Origin of the sequence: Paraburkholderia flava, assembly GCF_004359985.1 — a bacterium.
In the GTDB taxonomy this organism is placed as follows: domain Bacteria; phylum Pseudomonadota; class Gammaproteobacteria; order Burkholderiales; family Burkholderiaceae; genus Paraburkholderia; species Paraburkholderia flava.
In genome coordinates this window covers 469,036-487,712 of record NZ_SMRO01000002.1, presented here as the reverse complement: position 1 = coordinate 487,712, position 18,677 = coordinate 469,036, and the positions used below count along the sequence as shown (strand labels likewise).

At 61.3% G+C, this 18,677-nt stretch carries 13 protein-coding genes and 1 tRNA gene; 5 read left to right on the top strand and 9 right to left on the bottom strand.

Features of this window, described 5'->3' with window-relative positions; all coding sequences use genetic code 11:
* Positions 1-41 precede the first annotated feature (41 nt).
* Positions 42-2,453, top strand: a complete 2,412-nt coding sequence (locus tag E1748_RS13530; protein WP_166653561.1) for an NACHT domain-containing protein — start codon at positions 42-44, stop codon at positions 2,451-2,453.
* 258 nt (positions 2,454-2,711) lie between these two features.
* Here E1748_RS13530 and E1748_RS13525 read toward each other — a convergent pair.
* The 3 genes from E1748_RS13525 to E1748_RS13515 form a co-directional block, all read right to left on the bottom strand.
* A tRNA-Ser gene (locus E1748_RS13525) sits at positions 2,712-2,802 on the bottom strand.
* Between the two features lie 139 nt (positions 2,803-2,941).
* A complete protein-coding gene (serS, locus tag E1748_RS13520; protein WP_133647744.1) occupies positions 2,942-4,237 on the bottom strand; it encodes a serine--tRNA ligase in 1,296 nt (431 codons plus the stop codon).
* Positions 4,238-4,326: 89 nt separating this feature from the next.
* Positions 4,327-5,640 carry a replication-associated recombination protein A gene (locus E1748_RS13515; protein WP_133647743.1) on the bottom strand — a complete coding sequence of 438 codons (1,314 nt, stop codon included), beginning with the start codon at positions 5,638-5,640 and terminating at the stop codon, positions 4,327-4,329.
* A gap of 236 nt (positions 5,641-5,876) precedes the next feature.
* On the opposite strand from E1748_RS13515, the gene cytX reads away from it, so the two are divergent.
* On the top strand, positions 5,877-7,196 hold the full coding sequence (gene cytX, locus E1748_RS13510; protein ID WP_133647742.1) for a putative hydroxymethylpyrimidine transporter CytX: 1,320 nt from the start codon (positions 5,877-5,879) through the stop codon (positions 7,194-7,196).
* Positions 7,197-7,250: 54 nt separating this feature from the next.
* On the opposite strand, the gene lolA is transcribed toward cytX, so the two are convergent.
* Positions 7,251-7,973 (bottom strand): outer membrane lipoprotein chaperone LolA, encoded by a 723-nt coding sequence (gene lolA / locus E1748_RS13505; RefSeq protein WP_133647741.1) that lies wholly within the window; start codon positions 7,971-7,973, stop codon positions 7,251-7,253.
* Between the two features lie 86 nt (positions 7,974-8,059).
* On the bottom strand, positions 8,060-10,375 hold the full coding sequence (locus tag E1748_RS13500; protein ID WP_133647740.1) for a DNA translocase FtsK: 2,316 nt from the start codon (positions 10,373-10,375) through the stop codon (positions 8,060-8,062).
* A 377-nt stretch (positions 10,376-10,752) separates the two neighbouring features.
* Here E1748_RS13500 and trxB point away from each other — a divergent pair, with 377 nt between their 5' ends.
* The 3 genes from trxB to E1748_RS13485 all read left to right on the top strand — a co-directional run bounded on the left by trxB (position 10,753) and on the right by E1748_RS13485 (position 13,281).
* Positions 10,753-11,751: a thioredoxin-disulfide reductase gene (gene trxB / locus E1748_RS13495; protein WP_133647739.1), complete on the top strand. Its 999-nt coding sequence runs from the start codon at positions 10,753-10,755 to the stop codon at positions 11,749-11,751.
* Between the two features lie 131 nt (positions 11,752-11,882).
* Complete coding sequence (locus E1748_RS13490; protein ID WP_133647738.1) at positions 11,883-12,638, top strand: Smr/MutS family protein; 756 nt, start codon at positions 11,883-11,885, stop codon at positions 12,636-12,638.
* Between the two features lie 22 nt (positions 12,639-12,660).
* Positions 12,661-13,281, top strand: coding sequence for a trimeric intracellular cation channel family protein (locus tag E1748_RS13485; protein WP_133649348.1), 621 nt, complete (start codon positions 12,661-12,663; stop codon positions 13,279-13,281).
* 742 nt (positions 13,282-14,023) lie between these two features.
* Here E1748_RS13485 and E1748_RS13480 read toward each other — a convergent pair.
* From E1748_RS13480 to E1748_RS13465, 4 genes are all read right to left on the bottom strand, one after another.
* On the bottom strand, positions 14,024-15,139 hold the full coding sequence (locus E1748_RS13480; protein WP_133647737.1) for an ABC transporter ATP-binding protein: 1,116 nt from the start codon (positions 15,137-15,139) through the stop codon (positions 14,024-14,026).
* 118 nt (positions 15,140-15,257) lie between these two features.
* Positions 15,258-16,115, bottom strand: a complete 858-nt coding sequence (locus E1748_RS13475; protein ID WP_133647736.1) for a carbohydrate ABC transporter permease — start codon at positions 16,113-16,115, stop codon at positions 15,258-15,260.
* Entirely contained in the window at positions 16,105-17,046 is a 942-nt protein-coding gene (locus E1748_RS13470; RefSeq protein WP_133647735.1) for a carbohydrate ABC transporter permease, read from the bottom strand. Before E1748_RS13470 ends, E1748_RS13475 begins: the two co-directional genes overlap by 11 nt.
* Positions 17,047-17,195: 149 nt before the next feature.
* A complete protein-coding gene (locus E1748_RS13465) occupies positions 17,196-18,443 on the bottom strand; it encodes an ABC transporter substrate-binding protein (RefSeq protein ID WP_133647734.1) in 1,248 nt (415 codons plus the stop codon).
* Positions 18,444-18,677: the final 234 nt, after the last annotated feature.

Below are 18,677 nucleotides of genomic sequence, written 5' to 3'. Positions count from 1 at the left end.
AAATGCCGCCTTCCCACGATAACTTTCAATGTCACTATAAAATGGACCAACTACACTTCGCCGACGTAGCGAAACTTGTGAATCGAATCGGGACAGTAAAGATACAAGATCGCCCGGTCGATGAGGAGAAAGGCTTTTGGGAACTGTATTCCGCCTCCTTTGAGATGGGCGGCATACGAAATCAGGTACACATTTTATATGTGTTATCCGGCGCAACGATGGAGGGGACTCGTCGAGCGCGATCTTTGCTGACCAAGCTCCCTGACAAATCCCAAATTCAGGTAGTCTACGCGGACTCGCTTCTCAATCGAAGTCAAGCGGTGTTAAAAAGTTTTGAGAGCAAAGCAATGAGCGTTTTGTCGCTCACGGATTATTTCAAATGCTTTATTCAAAACAACACCGAACTATACCTCGCAAAAATTCGCGCACTCGACCATAAAAACTATGTCGATCCAAAGATCGAGGTGAGCGAGGGTTTCATTCGTCATCTGCCAAACCCGGCCCGCACTTTCCTTCTCGATCCCGATCTGAAAGGTGATCTTTTCAATGGGACTTTGGGCGTATTATTGGGCGAGCCGGGCCAAGGCAAGACCTTCATGACGAGATATCTTGCGAATGAATGCGCAAAGAAGAACACGATCCCGATCTACGTGCATTCAGAACAGTGGCATAAAATGCAGCAGGACGAAATCGCCTCTTTATGGAAGACCATTGTTCATTCGTTCCGGTTCTTTGAAGCACCGATTGGTTGGATTGACGGTGCCGAGGAAGACTTTTTGCGCGTTGCTCTGCGAACTGGTCTCTTCCGGATTATCTTTGACGGCCTAGACGAATTCATCCTTTGGAACAAGGGAACCGTCGAGGCGGTCGACACCATCCGCAGCTTGCAGGAATTATCTGATGCAACTGGAACCAGAATCTTGGTCAGCTCAAGGACATCATTCTGGGAGTCGGAGGTTGTTGACAGTGAAGCTCAGATAAATGAACGCGCCCGGCATATATTCAAGATTATGCCTTTCGACGAGAATAACGCGATCAAGTATTTTAATCAGCGCTTCTCGAAGGACGCTGTGAAGGCGCAGAGTTCTATTCAATTATTCCGCGCTCTTCGTGAGAAGGTCAAAGGCAACTCGACTGATTTCGTCGGGCGTGGTTTTTTCCTGTCGCTAATCGCGGACCTAGTCGATCGTGACTACACGTTGGCGGCCTTCCAGCTCAACGGGCGAACAGTATTTAGCTGGATGGTGGAAGCGCTATGCGAACGGGAGCAAAAACGGCAGAAGCTACCCATGTCGGCAAGCGAGCAAGTTGCCGCGTTCCGAGAATTCGCTGAGTTCATAGTGAAAGGCGACCCGCCTTCGCCCGAAATTCTGGCACTGGTAATACAAGGCGCCGCCAATCTTTCCGATACCGACGCCAACGCACTAGCTTCAAGCACCGGCAAGCTGAAGGACCATCCTCTAATCCGATATGACACGAAGCGTGGATGGGCATTCGTGCAAGAGCAAATATGGTTCAACCTGCTCGCGGAGCAGCTAACCGCGCTATCGGCGACGTCAATCAATGCGCGCGCACTCGAGGCCTTCGCTGGCGCGACTCGATTCGATTTACAACTTCAGGCGGACGTAGCGTCCGCTGTCGTCGAGCAATTGTTTGAAAAGTTCCCCGAGGAGAAGGCAGTCGACCAAACGAAGACTGTAATCAAGGCATTGCTGGGGTGTTCAACCGCTCCAAAAACGGATCACGCGACCGGCAACTTAGCCTCACTGGCAACGATGACAGCGCTCACGACCACAAGTCGCCTGCTCGGTCAGGGGAAAAGCCATCGCGACCGCGCCGAATTCCTCATGGCACTCTTTCCGAGCTCCAAGTTTGAACATCTGTACTTTAGTGGCTCGTTGGCGCGCTTCGATTTTTCGGACGTGGAGTTCGTTGATTGTGTTTTTGATCAAGTCAGCTGGGCAAACTGTACATTGTCGGAAGGCTCAAGTTTCAACCATTGCCGGTTCAACGGTGGCTTGATTGCCGCGTGCAGCGGTTTTGGGCTCGCCTCGTTTATGAACAGTTGCCTGTTTGATGCCACGGCAAAACATGCGATCGGAGCAGAGACGGTTAGGTCGGGGAAACGACAGTATTCGGCCGACGACCTGAAGATCGACATTGCACACGTTGTCACCAAATTTATTCCCAAAGATGGCCTAGGCGTAAAAACGGTTGAAGACAAAAGCTTGTCCCGTGGTCCTATTTCGATGTCCATCCACAAGGACAAAATCATCAACGCCTTCAAACGCCAGTTGGTAGAGCCGCACATTCTGACGGGCTCTGGCGGCGGCACCGGGTATCACGTCGTCGAGTCAGCGCGCGCCTCGTTCAGCTATTTTTCAACGAACGGGGTGTTCACGGGGCCGCTTGCCGACATGTTCGAAGAGTTGAAAGCGAAACTACTCTCCTGAGGTTAGCCGATGCTGTCGGGGAAATTTCGTCTTGGTCGCGACTCTTCCCCCATGGCAGACTTTGGCTCTCGATCTAGGCAGTTCGCGACTTGAACAAAAACCTGACCGCCAACGTGGTCAGGCTGATTCCCCTTGCCAGTCATAACTTCGGAACGTCATCGACAGTATGAATATGCCCAGCGTTTGATAGTCAAATTGTGAGTCTGAAAACAAAAACCCCCGCAAGTCATTGACTTTACGGGGGTTTTTGAAAAATTCTGGCGGAAAGGGTGGGATTCGAACCCACGGTACAGCATAACTGTACACCGGATTTCGAGTCCGGCGCATTCGACCACTCTGCCACCTTTCCAGCTTATCGATTAGCGTTCTTTAACGACAGATAACGTTTTATCGATGCATCACCAAGCGGGTCGGTGCTTGGCGAAGCGAAGATTATAGAACAGTCGGACCCGGATTCCAAGTCCCTTTTCTGTCCTGCCGACACGAACTTACGAAGCAACCAGCTCCAGCCGCTCGACCCCATCGACATACGGACGCAACGCCACCGGCACGGTCACCGACCCATCCGCGTTCTGGAAATTCTCCAGCACCGCGACGAGCGTCCGCCCCACCGCAAGCCCCGACCCGTTCAGCGTATGCACGAGCTCCGGCTTGCCCTGCGCGTTTCGATAACGCGCCTGCATCCGGCGCGCCTGGAACGCCTCGGTATTCGAGCAGCTCGAAATCTCGCGATACGTTTTCTGCGCCGGTAGCCACACCTCGAGGTCGTAAGTCTTGCTCGCGGAAAAACCCATGTCGCCGGTGCACAGCGTGATCACGCGATACGGCAACTCAAGCTTCTGCAGAATCACCTCCGCATGGCCGACCATCTGCTCGAGCGCGTCGTACGACGTATCCGGTGCGACGATCTGCACCATCTCGACCTTGTCGAACTGATGCTGGCGGATCAGCCCGCGCGTATCGCGGCCGTACGCCCCCGCTTCCGAACGGAAGCACGGCGAGTGTGCGGTGAGTCGAATCGGCAGTGCGTTCGCATCGACGATGCTGTCGCGCACAGTATTCGTCAGCGAGATTTCCGACGTGGAGATCAGATACTGCGTCACCGTGTTTTCACCGCCGCCCTTCTCGACGCGGAACATGTCGTCCGCGAATTTCGGCAACTGGCCGGTGCCGTACAGCACCTCCGGATTGACGATGTACGGCGTGTAAATCTCGGTGTAGCCGTGCTGCCGCGTATGCGTGTCGATCATGAACTGCGCGAGCCCACGATGCAGTCGCGCGATCTGTCCGCGCAGCAACGTGAAGCGCGCGCCCGACAGCTTCGCCCCCGTTTCGAAATCGAGTCCGAGCGGCGTGCCGACGTCGACGTGATCCTTCACGTCGAAATCGAACTGACGCGGCGTGCCCCAGCGGCGCACTTCGACATTGTCCTGCTCGTCGCGACCGGCCGGCACGCTGTCGTGCGGCAGGTTCGGCACCCCGAGCAGCAGGTCCGACAGACGCGCCTGGATCTCGTCGAGCTTCGCAGCCGACACCTTCATCTCGTCGCCGATGCCACCTACTTCCGCCATCACTGCCGACGTGTCTTCGCCCCGCCCCTTCATCCCACCGATCTGCTTCGACAGGCTGTTGCGGCGTGCCTGCAGGTCTTCGGTGCGGGTCTGGTTCGCGCGGCGTTCCGCTTCGAGCGCGGAGAACGCCGCGACGTCGAGGGTATAGCCGCGATCGGCGAGGCGTTTCGCGACGCCGTCGAGGTCTTTGCGCAGCAGCTGGATGTCGAGCATGGGAGGGGGCGGCTATTCGTTGTGTGAAAGCGGGATTTTAACGCACCGCGCGTGTCGCGCCGACGGCATACGCCCGCGCGATTCCACGGTCAGTTTTTCTTCGGCTTGTGCTCGCTGCGCCACTGCGCATCGAGTTCGGCGAGTCGCGCGAGCTTCTCGCCGATCTTTCCTTCGAGACCGCGCGGCGTCGGCTGGTACCAGTGCGGCTCGCGCATGTCGTCGGGCAGATAGGTTTCGCCGGCTGCGTACGCATCGGGCTCGTCGTGCGCGTAGCGATACTCGTGGCCGTAGCCGAGTTCCTTCATCAGCTTCGTCGGCGCATTGCGCAGATGCACGGGCACCGCGCGCGACTGATCCTTGCCGACGAAGCGCCGTGCCTCGTTGTACGCCATGTACCCGGCGTTCGACTTCGGCGCAATCGCCAGATAGATCACGGCCTGCGCGAGCGCCAGTTCGCCTTCGGGTGTGCCGAGGCGCTCGTAGGTTTCCGCAGCGTCGAGCGCAATGCGGCCCGCCCGCGGATCGGCGAGGCCGATGTCTTCCCACGCCATCCGCACGATGCGGCGCGCGAGGTAGCGTGGGTCCGCGCCGCCGTCGAGCATCCGGCAGAACCAGTACAGCGCGCCGTCGGGGCTGCTGCCGCGCACGGACTTGTGCAGCGCGCTGATCTGGTCGTAGAACGCGTCGCCGCCCTTGTCGAAGCGGCGCAGATTTTCGGCGAGCGCACTGCCGAGCAATGCGCCGTCGATCTCGGTGGTCTTCTGCTGCGCGGCCGCGCGCGCGACGATCTCCAGATTGTTCAGCAGCTTGCGGCCATCGCCGTCGGCGGAACCGATCAGCGCGTCGCGCGCTTCGTCGGTGAAGGTCAGGCCGCCCAGTTCCTTCTGTGCGCGTTCGAGCAGTTCGCGCTGCTCGCCTTCATCAAGGCTCTTCAATACGTACACCGCGGCACGCGACAGCAACGCGCTGTTCACTTCGAACGAGGGGTTCTCGGTCGTCGCGCCGACGAACACGAACAGCCCCGATTCGACGTGCGGCAAGAACGCGTCCTGCTGACTCTTGTTGAAGCGATGCACTTCGTCGACGAACACGAGCGTCTGCTTGCCATGCGCGCGATGCACCTGCGCGGTTTCGACCGCCTCGCGAATATCCTTCACACCCGACAGCACCGCCGACAGCGAGATGAACTCCGCGTGAAACGCATCGGCCATCAGCCGCGCGAGCGTCGTCTTGCCGACGCCCGGCGGGCCCCACAGAATCATCGAATGCGCTTCGCCGGATTCGAACGCGACCCGCAGCGGTTTGTTCGGGCCGAGCAGGTGCTTCTGCCCGATCACTTCATCGATCGAGCGGGGCCGCAGGCGTTCGGCGAGCGGAACATTGGCGCGGGTTTCTTCGAACATGATGTTTGGGGATAATCTCGGCTGGCCGTCAGGTCATGCGACATGCGGGCGCGACACGTGCCGTCCGACGGACGGCATCGAATACCGGCATATATACCGGGCAGTCCGAAACGACCGGGCGGCACGCGTAATCCTGCATTATGACAGCCACCGCGCCCGTGCGAGCCGGGCTGCCCCGCACACGACAACCGCACCGACACAACAGCAACGCCAGAAACAGACAGGAACGACACCCGATGACACAAGACCCGCACGCCGGCGACACCGGTTCCACCTACGCTCCGCTCACGCCCGTGCCCGACGCCCGGCGCGCGTTCCGCACCGGCGACGCGTTCGCGCTGTGGTTTTCACTCGGCATCGGACTGCTGGTTGCGCAGGCCGGCGCGCTGCTCGTGCCCGGACTGTCGCTGCCGTCCGCGCTTGCGGCGATCGGCATCGGCAGTGTGATCGGCGTGGTGTTGCTCGCGCTCGCCGGCGTGGTCGGCACGGATACGGGACTCGCGGCGATGTCGTCGCTGCGGCCGACGCTCGGTGTACGCGGCGCGTCGGTGCCGGCGGTGCTGAACGCAATCCAGCTGGTCGGCTGGGGCTCGTTCGAAGTGATCGTGATGCGCGATTCCGCCGATGCCCTCGCGAAACAGGCATTCGGCTGGTCGATGCCGCTGGTCTGGACTTTAATCTTTGGGCTACTCGCGACGCTGCTGGCGATCAGCGGGCCGCTGTCGTTCGTGCGGCGCTTTCTGCGTACGTGGGGCATCTGGCTGTTGCTGGCGGGCGCCGCGTGGCTCACGTGGAGTCTGCTCGCACAACACGATCTGGCCGCGCTGATGCACCGTCCGGGAACCGGCGAAATGGCGTTCGGCGGCGCAATCGATCTGGTGGTCGCGATGCCGCTATCGTGGCTGCCGCTGATCGCCGACTACACGCGCTTCGGCCGACGCGCCGGCGAGACGTTCCGCGGCACGCTGCTCGGCTACGGGATTGCGAACCTGTGGTTCTATGCGCTCGGCGCGGTGTACGGTCTAGCGGCCGGCGGCGGCGATGCACTGCTGACCACCGCGCTCGCGCAGGCGGGCGGTGGACTCGCGCTGCTGCTGGTGCTGATCGACGAGATCGACAATGCGTTCGCCGATATCCATTCGGCCGCGGTATCGACCGGCACGTTCTGGACGCGTGCGGGTGTGCCGCTGCTATCGGCCGGGTTCGGCGCGCTGTGCACGGCGATCGCGCTGCTGGTGCCGATGGCGAAGTACCAGAACTTCCTGCTGCTGATCGGCTCGGTGTTCGCGCCGCTGTTCGGCGTCGTGCTCGCGGATCACTTCATCGTGCGCCGCCGTGGTATCGATCTAGCCGCACTCGCGGATCTGCGCGGCCGCTACGGGTTCTCAGGCGGCTGGCACGTGAGTGCGTTCGTTGCGTGGGCGGTCGGCATCGCGGCGTATCACGCGATCAACCAGTGGTGGCCGAATCTCGGTGCAACGCTGCCCGCGCTCGCGATCGGTGCGCTGGGTTATCTCGCGCTGGTGTCGATCCGTCGGCGGGCTTACGCAGCTTGAAGCGTCAGGCAGACAGCACCGGCACCGGCTGAGCGCCGGTGCGCCCATCACTGTTTAGCCGTTGATCACATCGGCACCCTTCGGCACCACGAACTTGAACTGATTGGCAGGCAGCGACGGATTCTTCTCGATGTTCGAGAATGTCAGCAGCGTCACGTTGCCGAACACGTCGTGCAGTTCCATCGCCTCGAGGTTGCCGTCGCGAAAGCCGATGCCCACGCGCTGGAACTGCGTGTCCTTCGCTTTCGGCGTGAGTTCCAGCCAGTCGATGCCGTCTTTTACACCCGCGTCGCGGAGCGTGAAGTTTTTCTGCAGATCGTTGCTGCCGAACAGGATCGCCGCCGGGCTCGCGCCGAGCGCGCCGCCGAGCGTGCGGACCGTCACCTGGTTGAGATCCTTGTCGTACACGTAGAGCTTGTCGCCGTCGGCCTGCAACACCTGCTCGTACGGTTTCTCATACGACCAGATGAATTTGCCGGGCCGCGCGAACGAGAACGTACCGCTCGACGGGCCGCTCATGCGCGCGGTCGGCAGTGCACCGCTCGCGCCCTGCGCGTTGTTCGGCGCCTTGACCTCGCGCTGCACGAACGAGCCGCGCGCCGAATGCACCTGCGAGACGAACGCCTGCAGTTGTTCGGTGCCGCTCGCGAATGCCTGCGACGCGACCAGCATCGTCGCGCCGATCGCGACGCTGCCGGCGACACGCATCAGCGCGTGAACCCGATGGCCCAGGCGGGCGAGACCGTGACGGGCTTCGTGCCCGGCGTAGTGCTGCATGGTGTTTCTCCGTGTGTGGAATCGATGGGCCGCGTGGATCGCCAGTTAAACGCAGCAGCGCAAACGGCAGAGAACAGCGGCCCGGATCAGTCGGCTTCGCGCGCCGGCACCAGAATCTCGCGATTGCCGTTCGACGACATCGCGGATACGAGCCCCGACTGCTCCATCTGTTCGAGCAGCCGCGCGGCGCGGTTGTAGCCGATACGCAGATGCCGCTGCACCAGCGAGATCGACGCGCGACGATTCTTGATGACGATCTCGACCGCCTGATCGTATAGAGGATCGGACTCCTCGCCACCCGCGCCGGTTCCCGACGCACCCGCCGACCCTTCATCGCCTTCGCCCGTCGTGCCGCCTTCGAGAATGCCTTCGATGTAGTTCGGCTCGCCCTGCTCCTTGAGCTTGCTCACGACGCGATGCACTTCCTCGTCCGACACGAACGCACCGTGCACGCGCACCGGCAGGCCGGAGCCCGGCGGCAGATAGAGCATGTCGCCCATGCCGAGCAGCGACTCGGCGCCCTGCTGATCGAGAATGGTCCGCGAGTCGATCTTCGACGATACCTGGAACGCCATCCGCGTCGGCACGTTCGCCTTGATGAGGCCGGTGATCACGTCGACCGACGGACGCTGCGTCGCGAGGATCAGGTGGATGCCGGCCGCGCGCGCTTTCTGCGCGATCCGCGCAATCAGTTCCTCGACCTTCTTGCCGACCACCATCATCAGGTCGGCGAGTTCGTCGATCACGACGACGATATTCGGCAGACGCGTGAGCGGTTCGGGATCGTCCGGCGTGAGGCTGAACGGATTGGGCAGCTTCTCTTCGCGCTTCGTCGCTTCGTCGATCTTGTTGTTGTAGCCGGCGAGATTGCGCACGCCGACCTTGCTCAACAGCTTGTAGCGGCGTTCCATTTCGGCGACCGCCCAGTTCAGCGCGTGGCCGGCCTGGCGCATGTCGGTGACGACCGGACACAGCAGATGCGGAATGCCTTCGTAGACGCTCATTTCAAGCATCTTCGGATCGATCAGGATCATCCGCACCTGCTCGGCGCTCGCCTTGTAGAGCAGCGACAGGATCATCGCGTTGATCCCCACCGACTTGCCCGAACCAGTCGTACCGGCGACGAGCAGGTGAGGCATCTTCCCGAGATCCGCGCACACCGGCTTGCCGCCGATGTCCTTGCCGAGTCCCATCGTCAGCGGCGATGCGGCGTCCGCATAAACGGCCGAGCCGAGGATTTCCGACAGCCGCACGGTTTGCCGGCGCTGGTTCGGCAGTTCGAGCGCCATGAAATTCTTGCCCGGAATCGTCTCGACGACGCGGATCGACACGAGCGACAGCGAACGCGCGAGATCCTTCGCGAGATTGACGATCTGACTGCCCTTCACGCCGGTGGCCGGCTCGATTTCATAGCGCGTGACGACCGGCCCCGGATACGCAGCAACGACGCTCACGTCGACACCGAAATCCTTCAGCTTCTTCTCGATCAGACGCGACGTGAATTCGAGCGTGTCGGCGGAAATGGTTTCCTGCGATTCGGGCGCGGGGTCGAGCAACGCGATGGGGGGCAGCGTCGAATCGCCGGGCAGATCGGTGAAGAGCGGCACCTGCCGTTCCTTTTCGACGCGTTCCGATTTCTCCGGCTTCACGACCGGCGGCACGATGGTGACCGGCTCGTGTTCCTCGATCCGCACGCGGCCCTGCTCGACCTTGCCTTCGCGCTTTACCGCGGCGGCTTCGCCGAGCTTGCGATCGCGGCCGGCCTCGCGGCGCAGCTTCGCGAACGTGACCGCCGAGATGAGCGAATCGCCGACGCGCTCTGCCACCGACAGCCACGAGAAACGGAAATACAGCGACAGCCCGACCGCCAGCACGATCAGGAGTGCGAGCGTGCCACCGGTGAAGCCGAGCGCATGCGACACGCCGCGCGCAACCGCTTCGCCGATCACGCCGCCCGGCGCGCGCGGCAACTGGATCTTGAGCGACCACATCCGCAGCGCTTCGATGCCGTCGCACGCGAGCAGCACCAGCACGAACGCAAACGCTTCGGCGACCCAGCTGTGATCGCGCGGCGCGTCGTCGGTCAGTGCTTCGTGATGCGTGATGCGCCGGTAGTTCGCCGAGATGCGCCGCGCGAGCAGCACGACCCACCAGTACGCGGACAGGCCGAACAGCAGCAGCAGGATGTCGGACGTCCACGCGCCGACACGGCCCGCCCAGTTCGCGATGTGATCGACCTGTGCTGCGTGGGTCCAGCTCGGATCGCGGCGGCTGTAGCTGACGAGCGCCATCAACAGGAACACGCCGAGCGCGACCTGGAGGATCCAGCGGATTTCGGTGAAGAGACGCGACATGCGATGCGGCAATGCCTGCGCGTTCGCGGAATAAGGTGCTTTTGCCATTGATCCTGTTACTTGGGCGTCCGCAGCGGCTCGGGTTGCGGGCCGAACCGGCCGCCAGTCGTTCGATCCGGCCTATTGTAAACGCAGTGTCGTATGGCGGGCTGTAAATGAGGGTAACGGACGACGGCGAGGGAATTGTGGGATGACGACGGGGTAATGGCGGCGTAGCGGTAAAACGCAGCGAAGCGCAAAAACCCCTGTCGCCATACGGGCTCTCGCAGGGCTCCCGCGCCCTTCAAAGGCTATCGCGCCCATCGCGAAGCTTCATGAAGCAGCGGACCGCCCCGACCTTTATAATGCCCGACTGATACCCATCTATTGCTTCGACGCGGTCCCGGCCCGCCCCGGCTTGCCGGACGCTAATTAGGATTTTCATCATGCCCGCACCCACCAAACACGCAAAGGTTCTGATTCTCGGTTCCGGCCCTGCCGGCTATACGGCTGCTGTCTACGCGGCACGCGCGAACCTGTCGCCGGTACTCGTCACAGGTCTTGCCCAGGGTGGCCAGCTGATGACGACGACCGACGTCGAGAACTGGCCCGCCGATGCAAACGGCGTGCAGGGTCCGGAACTGATGCAGCGCTTTCTCGAACACGCCGAGCGCTTCAATACCGAGATCGTGTTCGATCACATCCACACCGCGAAGCTGAACGAAAAGCCGATCCGCCTGATCGGCGACGCGGGCGAATACACGTGCGACTCGCTGATCATCGCGACCGGCGCATCGGCGCAATACCTCGGCCTGCCGTCGGAAGAAGCGTTCATGGGCAAGGGCGTGTCCGCCTGCGCGACCTGCGACGGCTTCTTCTACAAGCAGCAGGACGTGGCAGTCGTCGGCGGTGGTAACACTGCGGTCGAGGAAGCGCTCTATCTCGCCGGTATCGCGAAGAAAGTGACGGTGATCCACCGCCGCGACAAGTTCCGCGCGGAGCCGATCCTGATCGACCGCCTGCTCGCGAAGGAAAAGGAAGGCGTCGTCGAGATCAAGTGGAACCACGTGCTCGACGAAGTGACGGGCGACGCATCGGGCGTCACCGGTCTGCGTATCAAGCACGCGAAGACCGGCGAAACGACCGACCTCGGCCTGCAAGGGCTCTTCGTCGCGATCGGCCACAAGCCGAACACCGATCTGTTCGAAGGCCAGCTCGAGATGAAGAACGGCTACATCATCACGAACGGCGGACTGACCGGCAACGCAACGGGTACGAGCATTCCGGGCGTGTTCGCTGCCGGCGACGTGCAGGATCACGTGTACCGTCAGGCGATCACCAGCGCGGGCACCGGCTGTATGGCCGCACTTGATGCGCAACGCTATCTCGAAAGCATCCACGAGACTGCGGGCGAACACGTGATGAGCGCCGAAGCAGAACGGTAAAATAGTATCCGGGCCCAACCCGGCGTACCGATGAATGAGGGCCGCGACGGAAACGTCGGCGGCCCTTGTCGTTTATGTGCCGGGTGACGTTGCTCCTCCGTTCACCTTCCCGCGCGATCAGCACGACTGTCATGCCGAAGAATCTGCCTCATCCGAGCGAACCCAAACGCGCACCGCGCGCCGCGCGACCCGCCCCTCAACCGGCGACGCCCGTGAAACCCACTGTCGATCCCGCAGCCGGCCTCGCGGGTCTCGGTGCGTTGCGCGACGCGTTGAAGTCCGATGCGCAACGCCGTGAGCAGGAGCGCGTGGTCGCTGTGCAAACGCGCCGCGAAGCGACCGCGGACGCCGATCTGTTCCGCCGTGAAATCGGCGAGGTCGCGCCACTCGCGGTCCCGCCGCGCGCGACGCTCCCGCGTCGCCCGCCTGAACCGCTTCCGGTGCAAACGCAGCTCGACGAGGAAGCGGTGCTACAGGAAGCGCTCTCTGACGAATTCGATCCCGAGGTGCTGCTCGAAACCGACGAGAGCCTGTACTACTGCCGACCCGGCGTGAGCCAGGATGTCGTGCGCAAACTGCGACGCGGCGACTGGATCGTGCAGGCGCAGCTCGACCTGCACGGGATGCGCCGCGACGAGGCACGCGACGCACTCGCGATCTTCATCCGCGACTCAGTGAAACGTGGACTGCGTTGTCTGCGTGTGATTCATGGCAAGGGACTGGGATCGGTCGGCAAGGAGCCGGTGCTGAAGGGCAAGGTGCGTGCGTGGCTCGTGCAGAAAGACGAGGTGATCGCGTTCTGCCAGGCCCGGCCGCACGATGGTGGCGCGGGCGCGGTGCTCGTGCTGTTGCAGCCCGGCGCGCATCCTGCGCGACCGAAAGTCTGACGGCCGCCGCGTGACTCCCGTGATCCATCCGCGATTGACGCTCCTGCTTTCCGTGATGGAAGCGCTCGCGATTTTCGCGTACGCGATCTCCGGTTTCATCGAGGCGCGCACGCGCCGGCTCGACGCGGTCGGTACGTTTCTGGTCGCGATGGCCACCGCGTTCGGCGGCGGCACGGTGCGCGATATTTTGCTCGAGCGTCGACCGTTTTACTGGGTCGAGCATCAGCCGTATGTGATCGGGATTTTCGTGCTGTCGTTTTTTGCGCCGGTTGTTTTGAAGGCGACATCGCGCGTGTTGTCTGAACGTGCGTTGCTGGTGGCCGATGCGATCGGGCTTGGTTTGTTCAGTATCTCGGGGACGTCGCTGGCACTTGATGCGCAGATGCCCTGGTTTACCGCCGCGATGATGGGTGTGTTGACCGGTGTGTTCGGGGGCGTGATACGCGATGTGCTTTGTAACGAGGTTCCGTTGATTCTGCGGGACTCGCGGCCTTATGCGACTTGCGCGTTCGCGGGGTGTTTGTTGTATCTGCTGCTTGCTTATCTTGATGTTGATAATGTTTATAGTGTTTTGATGGCCACTGGGTTTATTCTTTTTGCTCGGTTGGTGACATTTAAACTGGATGTGCGGTTGCCGCACTAGCTTTTTGTTTTTTTCTTATCGCAGTTTGGGTGTTGTTGTGCTTTTCTGTTTTTTCGCGCGGCGGTGCTTATTTGCGCCTCGCGGCGCAGGCGTTGCCCCTGTGCGGGGCGGCACCTACTTTTCTTTGCCGCGGCAAAGAAAAGTAGGCAAAAGAAAGCCGCCGAGACGAAGCTTCTCTTTTCCGTGTGTGACCCCAGTGGCACTCGCCTAACTGGACACCACGTGCACTCTGCGTAGTGGTCCGAGACGAGACCATCCCCCTCGCCGCAAACCGAAGTGACAAGGCGCCCGCACATCCCGCGGCGCACTGGTGTGCGCGCGGACCGGTCTGCATGGAAAACCATCGGGAAAGAGCACGCGGCGCAGAACAGCGACGACGTTGAATTGCTGAGCGCGATTAAGCGGAGAGATGGACCTGGGGGTTATGCCCATCGGCGGCGAAGCGCGCCGGAACGGATGACTGCCTTGTCACTAACGTAGGGAGTGCGAAGGCAGGTCTCGGCTCGGACCACTACGCTGTGTGAACGTGGCGCCCAGTTAGGCGGGTGCCACTGGGGTCACACACGGAAAAGAGAAGCTTCGTCTCGGCGGCTTTCTTTTGCCTACTTTTCTTTGCCGCGGCAAAGAAAAGTAGGTGCCGCCCCGCACAGGGGCAACGCCTGCGCCGCGAGGCGCAAAATCGCAGCCACCTGCAAGACAAAAAGCAAACGCAAAAAATCAGGCGCCGCCAAGCAAAAAAACCTTATGCAATCCGCTCTTCATTAGCCGGATCAAACAAAACCGCCTTAGAAACATCAAACAACAAAGTCATATTCGCCAGCGCTTGCGGATTCGACGCCGGGTGCACGCGGCTCACCACCTTCTTGCCGTTCACCTGCGCGAAAACAAGCGTATCCGGCCCGGTAGGCTCAATCACATCGATCTTCACTTCAATCGATTGCAACTTCGCATCTTCGACGTTGTGTGCACTACGCGCATCGGTAATACGCTCCGGCCGCAACCCGAGAATCACCTCACGCCCCACATGGCTACGAACCTTGCCATCGAACGGCAGACTCAACACCCCACGCCACACACCTGTATCGAGTTCAAGACCCACACCCGAACCCTGCTCGACCAGCTTGCCCTGAATGAAGTTCATCGGCGGCGCGCCGATAAAGCCCGCGACGAACAGGTTCGACGGCGAATCGTAAATGTCCTGCGGCGCACCGAACTGCTGAACGACGCCGTCCTTCATCACCGCAATCCGATCGCCAAGCGTCATCGCTTCGATCTGATCGTGCGTCACGTAGACGATCGTCGTGCCGAGGCGCTGATGCAGCAGCTTGATCTCGGAACGCATTTCGATCCGCAGCTTCGCATCGAGATTCGACAGCGGCTCGTCGAACAGGAACATCACCGGATCGCGCGCAAGCGCACGGCCCATCGCAACACGTTGCCGCTGACCGCCCGACAGCTGACCCGGCTTGCGGTCCAGCAGATGCTGGATCTGCAGCATGTTCGAAACACGCTCGACGATCTGCTGCTGCTCGCCCTTCGGCACCTTGCGGATGTTCAGGCCGAACGAGATGTTTTCGCGCACCGTCATCGACGGGTACAGCGCGTACGACTGGAACACCATCGCGATGTCGCGATCCTTCGGCGACAGCTCGTTCACGATCTTGCCGTCGATCAGGATCTCGCCCTTCGTCACGGTCTCGAGGCCGGCGATCATGTTCAGCAGCGTCGACTTCCCGCAGCCGGAGCCGCCGACGAGAATCAGGAACTGCCCGTCCTCGATGTCGATATCGACACCCTTCAGAACCGGCACCCCGTTCGGGTAAGTCTTGTACACGTCACGGATGGAAAGGCTTGCCATGCTGTGAATCCTCTAGTCTCTGTACTGCGTCGGAACCACCGCGCGGGTGGATCCGGCCGGATGCTGTTCAAGCCGCGACAGCGCACTGCGCTGCCGTGGCGGTCGTTGTGTCGTTGGTTTAGCCCTTCACTGCGCCCGCCGTCAGGCCGCGTACGAAGTAGCGGCCGGCGATCACATAGACGAGCAGCGTAGGCAGCGCAGCGATGATCGCGCCGGCCATGTCGACGTTGTATTCCTTCACCCCGGTCGACGTGTTCACGAGGTTGTTCAGCGCCACCGTGATCGGCATCGAATCGACACCGGAGAACACGATCCCGAACAGGAAGTCATTCCAGATCTGCGTGAACTGCCAGATCAGGCACACCATGAAGATCGGCAGCGAAACCGGCAGCAGGATCTTCGTGAAGATCATGAAGAAACCCGCGCCGTCGATGCGCGCCGCCTTCACGAGTTCGGCCGGAATGCTCACGTAGAAGTTGCGGAAGAACATCGTCGTGAACGCGATCCCGTACACCACGTGAACCAGCACGAGGCCGCCCACCGTATTCGACAGGCCGAACATACCTTCGACACGCGCCATCGGCAGCAGGATCGCCTGGAACGGAATGAAGCAGCCGACCAGCAGCATCGTGAAAAGGGCGTCGGCGCCGCGGAACCGCCAGTGCGTGAGCACATAGCCGTTGAATGCACCGACGATCGACGAGATCAGCACAGCCGGAATCACCATCCGCACCGAGTTCATGAAGAACGGCTCCATGCCGTCGCAGCGCACTCCCGTACACGCCTGGCTCCATGCCTTGATCCACGGCGCGAAGGTAGGATGGGACGGTGGCGTCAACAGGTTGCCGGTGCGCAACTGGTCGATGTCCTTGAACGACGTGGACAGCATCACGTACAGCGGAAACAGGAAGTACAACGCAAACAGAATCAAGGCCGCATAAATGACGGCACGGCTGATCGTCATCTTAGGCTGCATTGCGCGTGCTCCTCGATTCCATGTACATCAGCGGCACGAGCACAGCTACGACGGTCGCGAGCATCATCATCGACGACGCTGCGCCGACACCGAGCTGCCCGCGGTTAAACGAAAACGTGTACATAAACATGGCCGGCAGCGACGACGACGTACCCGGGCCGCCCGCGGTCAGCGCGACGACGAGGTCGAAGGTCTTGATCGTGAGGTGACAGAGAATCAGCAGCACCGAGAAGAACACCGGACGCATGCTCGGAATCACGATGCGGCGATAAATAGTAGGCAGCCGCGCACCGTCCACCTGTGCAGCCTTGAAGATTTCGGCGTCGACACCGCGCAGGCCGGCGAGAAACAGCGCCATCACGAAGCCGGTGGATTGCCAGACGGCCGCGATCACGATGCAGAAAATCGCGCGGTCGGGATTGTCCAGCCAGTCGAACGTAAAGCTCGTCCAGCCCCAGTCATGGAACACCTTCTGCATGCCGAGGTTGGGGTTCAGGATCCATTGCCATGCAGTGCCGGTCACGATGAACGACAGCGCCATCGGATACAGGAAAACTGCACGCAATGCGCCTTCGTTGCGGATGCGCTGATCGAGCAGGATGGCGAGGAACAGGCCGAGCCCGACACAGATCGCAATGAATGGAATACCGAACCAGCCGAGGTTTGCGGCGGCGGTCCACCAGACGTCGTTTTCGAAAAGCTCGCGATAGCGGTCGAGGCCCACGAAGTTGTAGCGAGGCATCAACCGCGAATCGGACAACGACAGAAAACCGGTGACGAGGATAAAACCGTAAACAAAGATCAGGCTGATCACGATGCTGGGAGAAAGCACCAGCTTCGGGATCCAGCGGTCGGCTAGCGCCGCGAGCGGCGATGTGCGGCGGGTCACGGCGGCCGTGTTCTTCCCGTTTCCGCTAAGAGAAGCAGTCACTACTCGACTCCTGAAACTGTGCTGCCTGCGACTGCAGGTATGACACGCAACGCTGGGCTGGCATGGGGTGTGGCTCTGGGTAACGCGTCATGCGTGACGCGCGCGCCCGGTTACGCGTGGAGTCGCAACCGGGCACGCGGTCATCCTGCTTACTTCGTCTTCGCAGCCTTCGCGAGATCTGCCACTGCAGACTTCGAATCCTGCGTCGAGTTCATGAACTTCGTCACGACGTCGGTGATCGCACCGGCGGTCGCATCCGCCTGAGCCATACCGTGGGCGAGCGACGGGAGATAGCCGCCTGCCTTGATCGCGGTCTGCTCATCCGCATACGACTGCTTGCCGCAAGCGTCGAACTTGTCCATCGACACGCCGAGGCGCACCGGGATCGACCCCTTGTACAGGCTGAACTGCTCCTGGAATGCCGGGCTCATGATCGTCTTTGCCAGCGCGAGCTGACCAGCCGTTGCATCCTTCTGGCCTTTCTGCTGGAAGAACACGAACGAATCGACGTTGAACGTGTATTGCTTCGCCGTGCCCGGCACCGGTGCGCAGATGTAGTCCGAGCCCGGTTGCTTGCCCGCGTTCGCGAACTCGCCCTTCGCCCAGTCACCCATGAACTGCATGCCGGCCTTGCCGTTGATGACCATCGCCGTCGCGAGATTCCAGTCGCGGCCGGTGCGACCGTTATCCATGTACGACTCGATCTTGCGGACCGTGTCGAACACGTTGACCATTTGCGGCGATGTCAGGGTCTTCTGGTCGAGGTCGACCAGCGCCTTCTTGTAGAAGTCCGCGCCTTGCGACAGCACGACGTCTTCCCACAGCGTCAGATCCTGCCACGGTTGACCGCCGGCGGCGACCGGCTGGATGCCCGCTGCCTTCAGCTTGTCGGCAACGGCGAAGAATTCCGGCCAGGTGGTCGGCACCTTCGCACCCACCTTGTCGAGCGCGGCCTTGTTGATCCACACCCAGTTGACCCGGTGCACAGAGAACGGCGCTGCAACATAGTGGCCGCCCGCGTGCATGATCTTGTCGATCTGCGGCGGCAGATTTTTCTTCCAGTCACCCGCGACCGAATCGATCGGCACCAGCACGCCCTGATCGGCCCATTCCTGGATCAGCGGACCCTTGATCTGCGCGGCGGTCGGCGCGTTGCCCGAGATCACCTGCGTCTTCAGTGCCGTCATGGCCGCCGCACCTGCGCCGCCCGCAACCGCGAAATCCTTCCACGTGTAACCCTGCTTCGTCATGTCGTCTTTCAGGACGCCGACGGCTTTCGATTCGCCGCCCGAAGTCCACCAGTGCAGCACTTCGATGGACTCGGCAGCCTGCACTGCCGACACGCCACACAACAGACCTGCGGCGCACAGGGCACCCATGATCGCGCGGATTTTCATTGCTTATCTCCTCCAGACACCTGAAAAAAACAAAAGCCCCCGACATGCCAGGGCGCGTGGTTGATCAAACAGGCAAAACACGGGCGGACGTCCAGCTGACACATGCGCATGCACGCGCCGGCGAGCCGGGGTCGGCCGCGGGACGCTCAAGAGATGAGTGATTCGGGATGCAACTGACTGTCTCCTCTTTTGATTTTTGCCTGCCCCGCCTCGTACGCGCTTGTATCGCTGCGC

What these genes read in the sequence shown, in the direction of transcription:
- E1748_RS13530 (WP_166653561.1), top strand. Translation starts at nt 42, where the DNA reads ATGGACCAACTACACTTCGCCGACGTAGCGAAACTTGTGAATCGAATC.
- serS (WP_133647744.1), bottom strand. Translation starts at nt 4,237, where the DNA reads ATGCTCGACATCCAGCTGCTGCGCAAAGACCTCGACGGCGTCGCGAAA.
- E1748_RS13515 (WP_133647743.1), bottom strand. Translation starts at nt 5,640, where the DNA reads ATGTTCGAAGAAACCCGCGCCAATGTTCCGCTCGCCGAACGCCTGCGG.
- cytX (WP_133647742.1), top strand. Translation starts at nt 5,877, where the DNA reads ATGACACAAGACCCGCACGCCGGCGACACCGGTTCCACCTACGCTCCG.
- lolA (WP_133647741.1), bottom strand. Translation starts at nt 7,973, where the DNA reads ATGCAGCACTACGCCGGGCACGAAGCCCGTCACGGTCTCGCCCGCCTG.
- E1748_RS13500 (WP_133647740.1), bottom strand. Translation starts at nt 10,375, where the DNA reads ATGGCAAAAGCACCTTATTCCGCGAACGCGCAGGCATTGCCGCATCGC.
- trxB (WP_133647739.1), top strand. Translation starts at nt 10,753, where the DNA reads ATGCCCGCACCCACCAAACACGCAAAGGTTCTGATTCTCGGTTCCGGC.
- E1748_RS13490 (WP_133647738.1), top strand. Translation starts at nt 11,883, where the DNA reads ATGCCGAAGAATCTGCCTCATCCGAGCGAACCCAAACGCGCACCGCGC.
- E1748_RS13480 (WP_133647737.1), bottom strand. Translation starts at nt 15,139, where the DNA reads ATGGCAAGCCTTTCCATCCGTGACGTGTACAAGACTTACCCGAACGGG.
- E1748_RS13475 (WP_133647736.1), bottom strand. Translation starts at nt 16,115, where the DNA reads ATGCAGCCTAAGATGACGATCAGCCGTGCCGTCATTTATGCGGCCTTG.
- E1748_RS13465 (WP_133647734.1), bottom strand. Translation starts at nt 18,443, where the DNA reads ATGAAAATCCGCGCGATCATGGGTGCCCTGTGCGCCGCAGGTCTGTTG.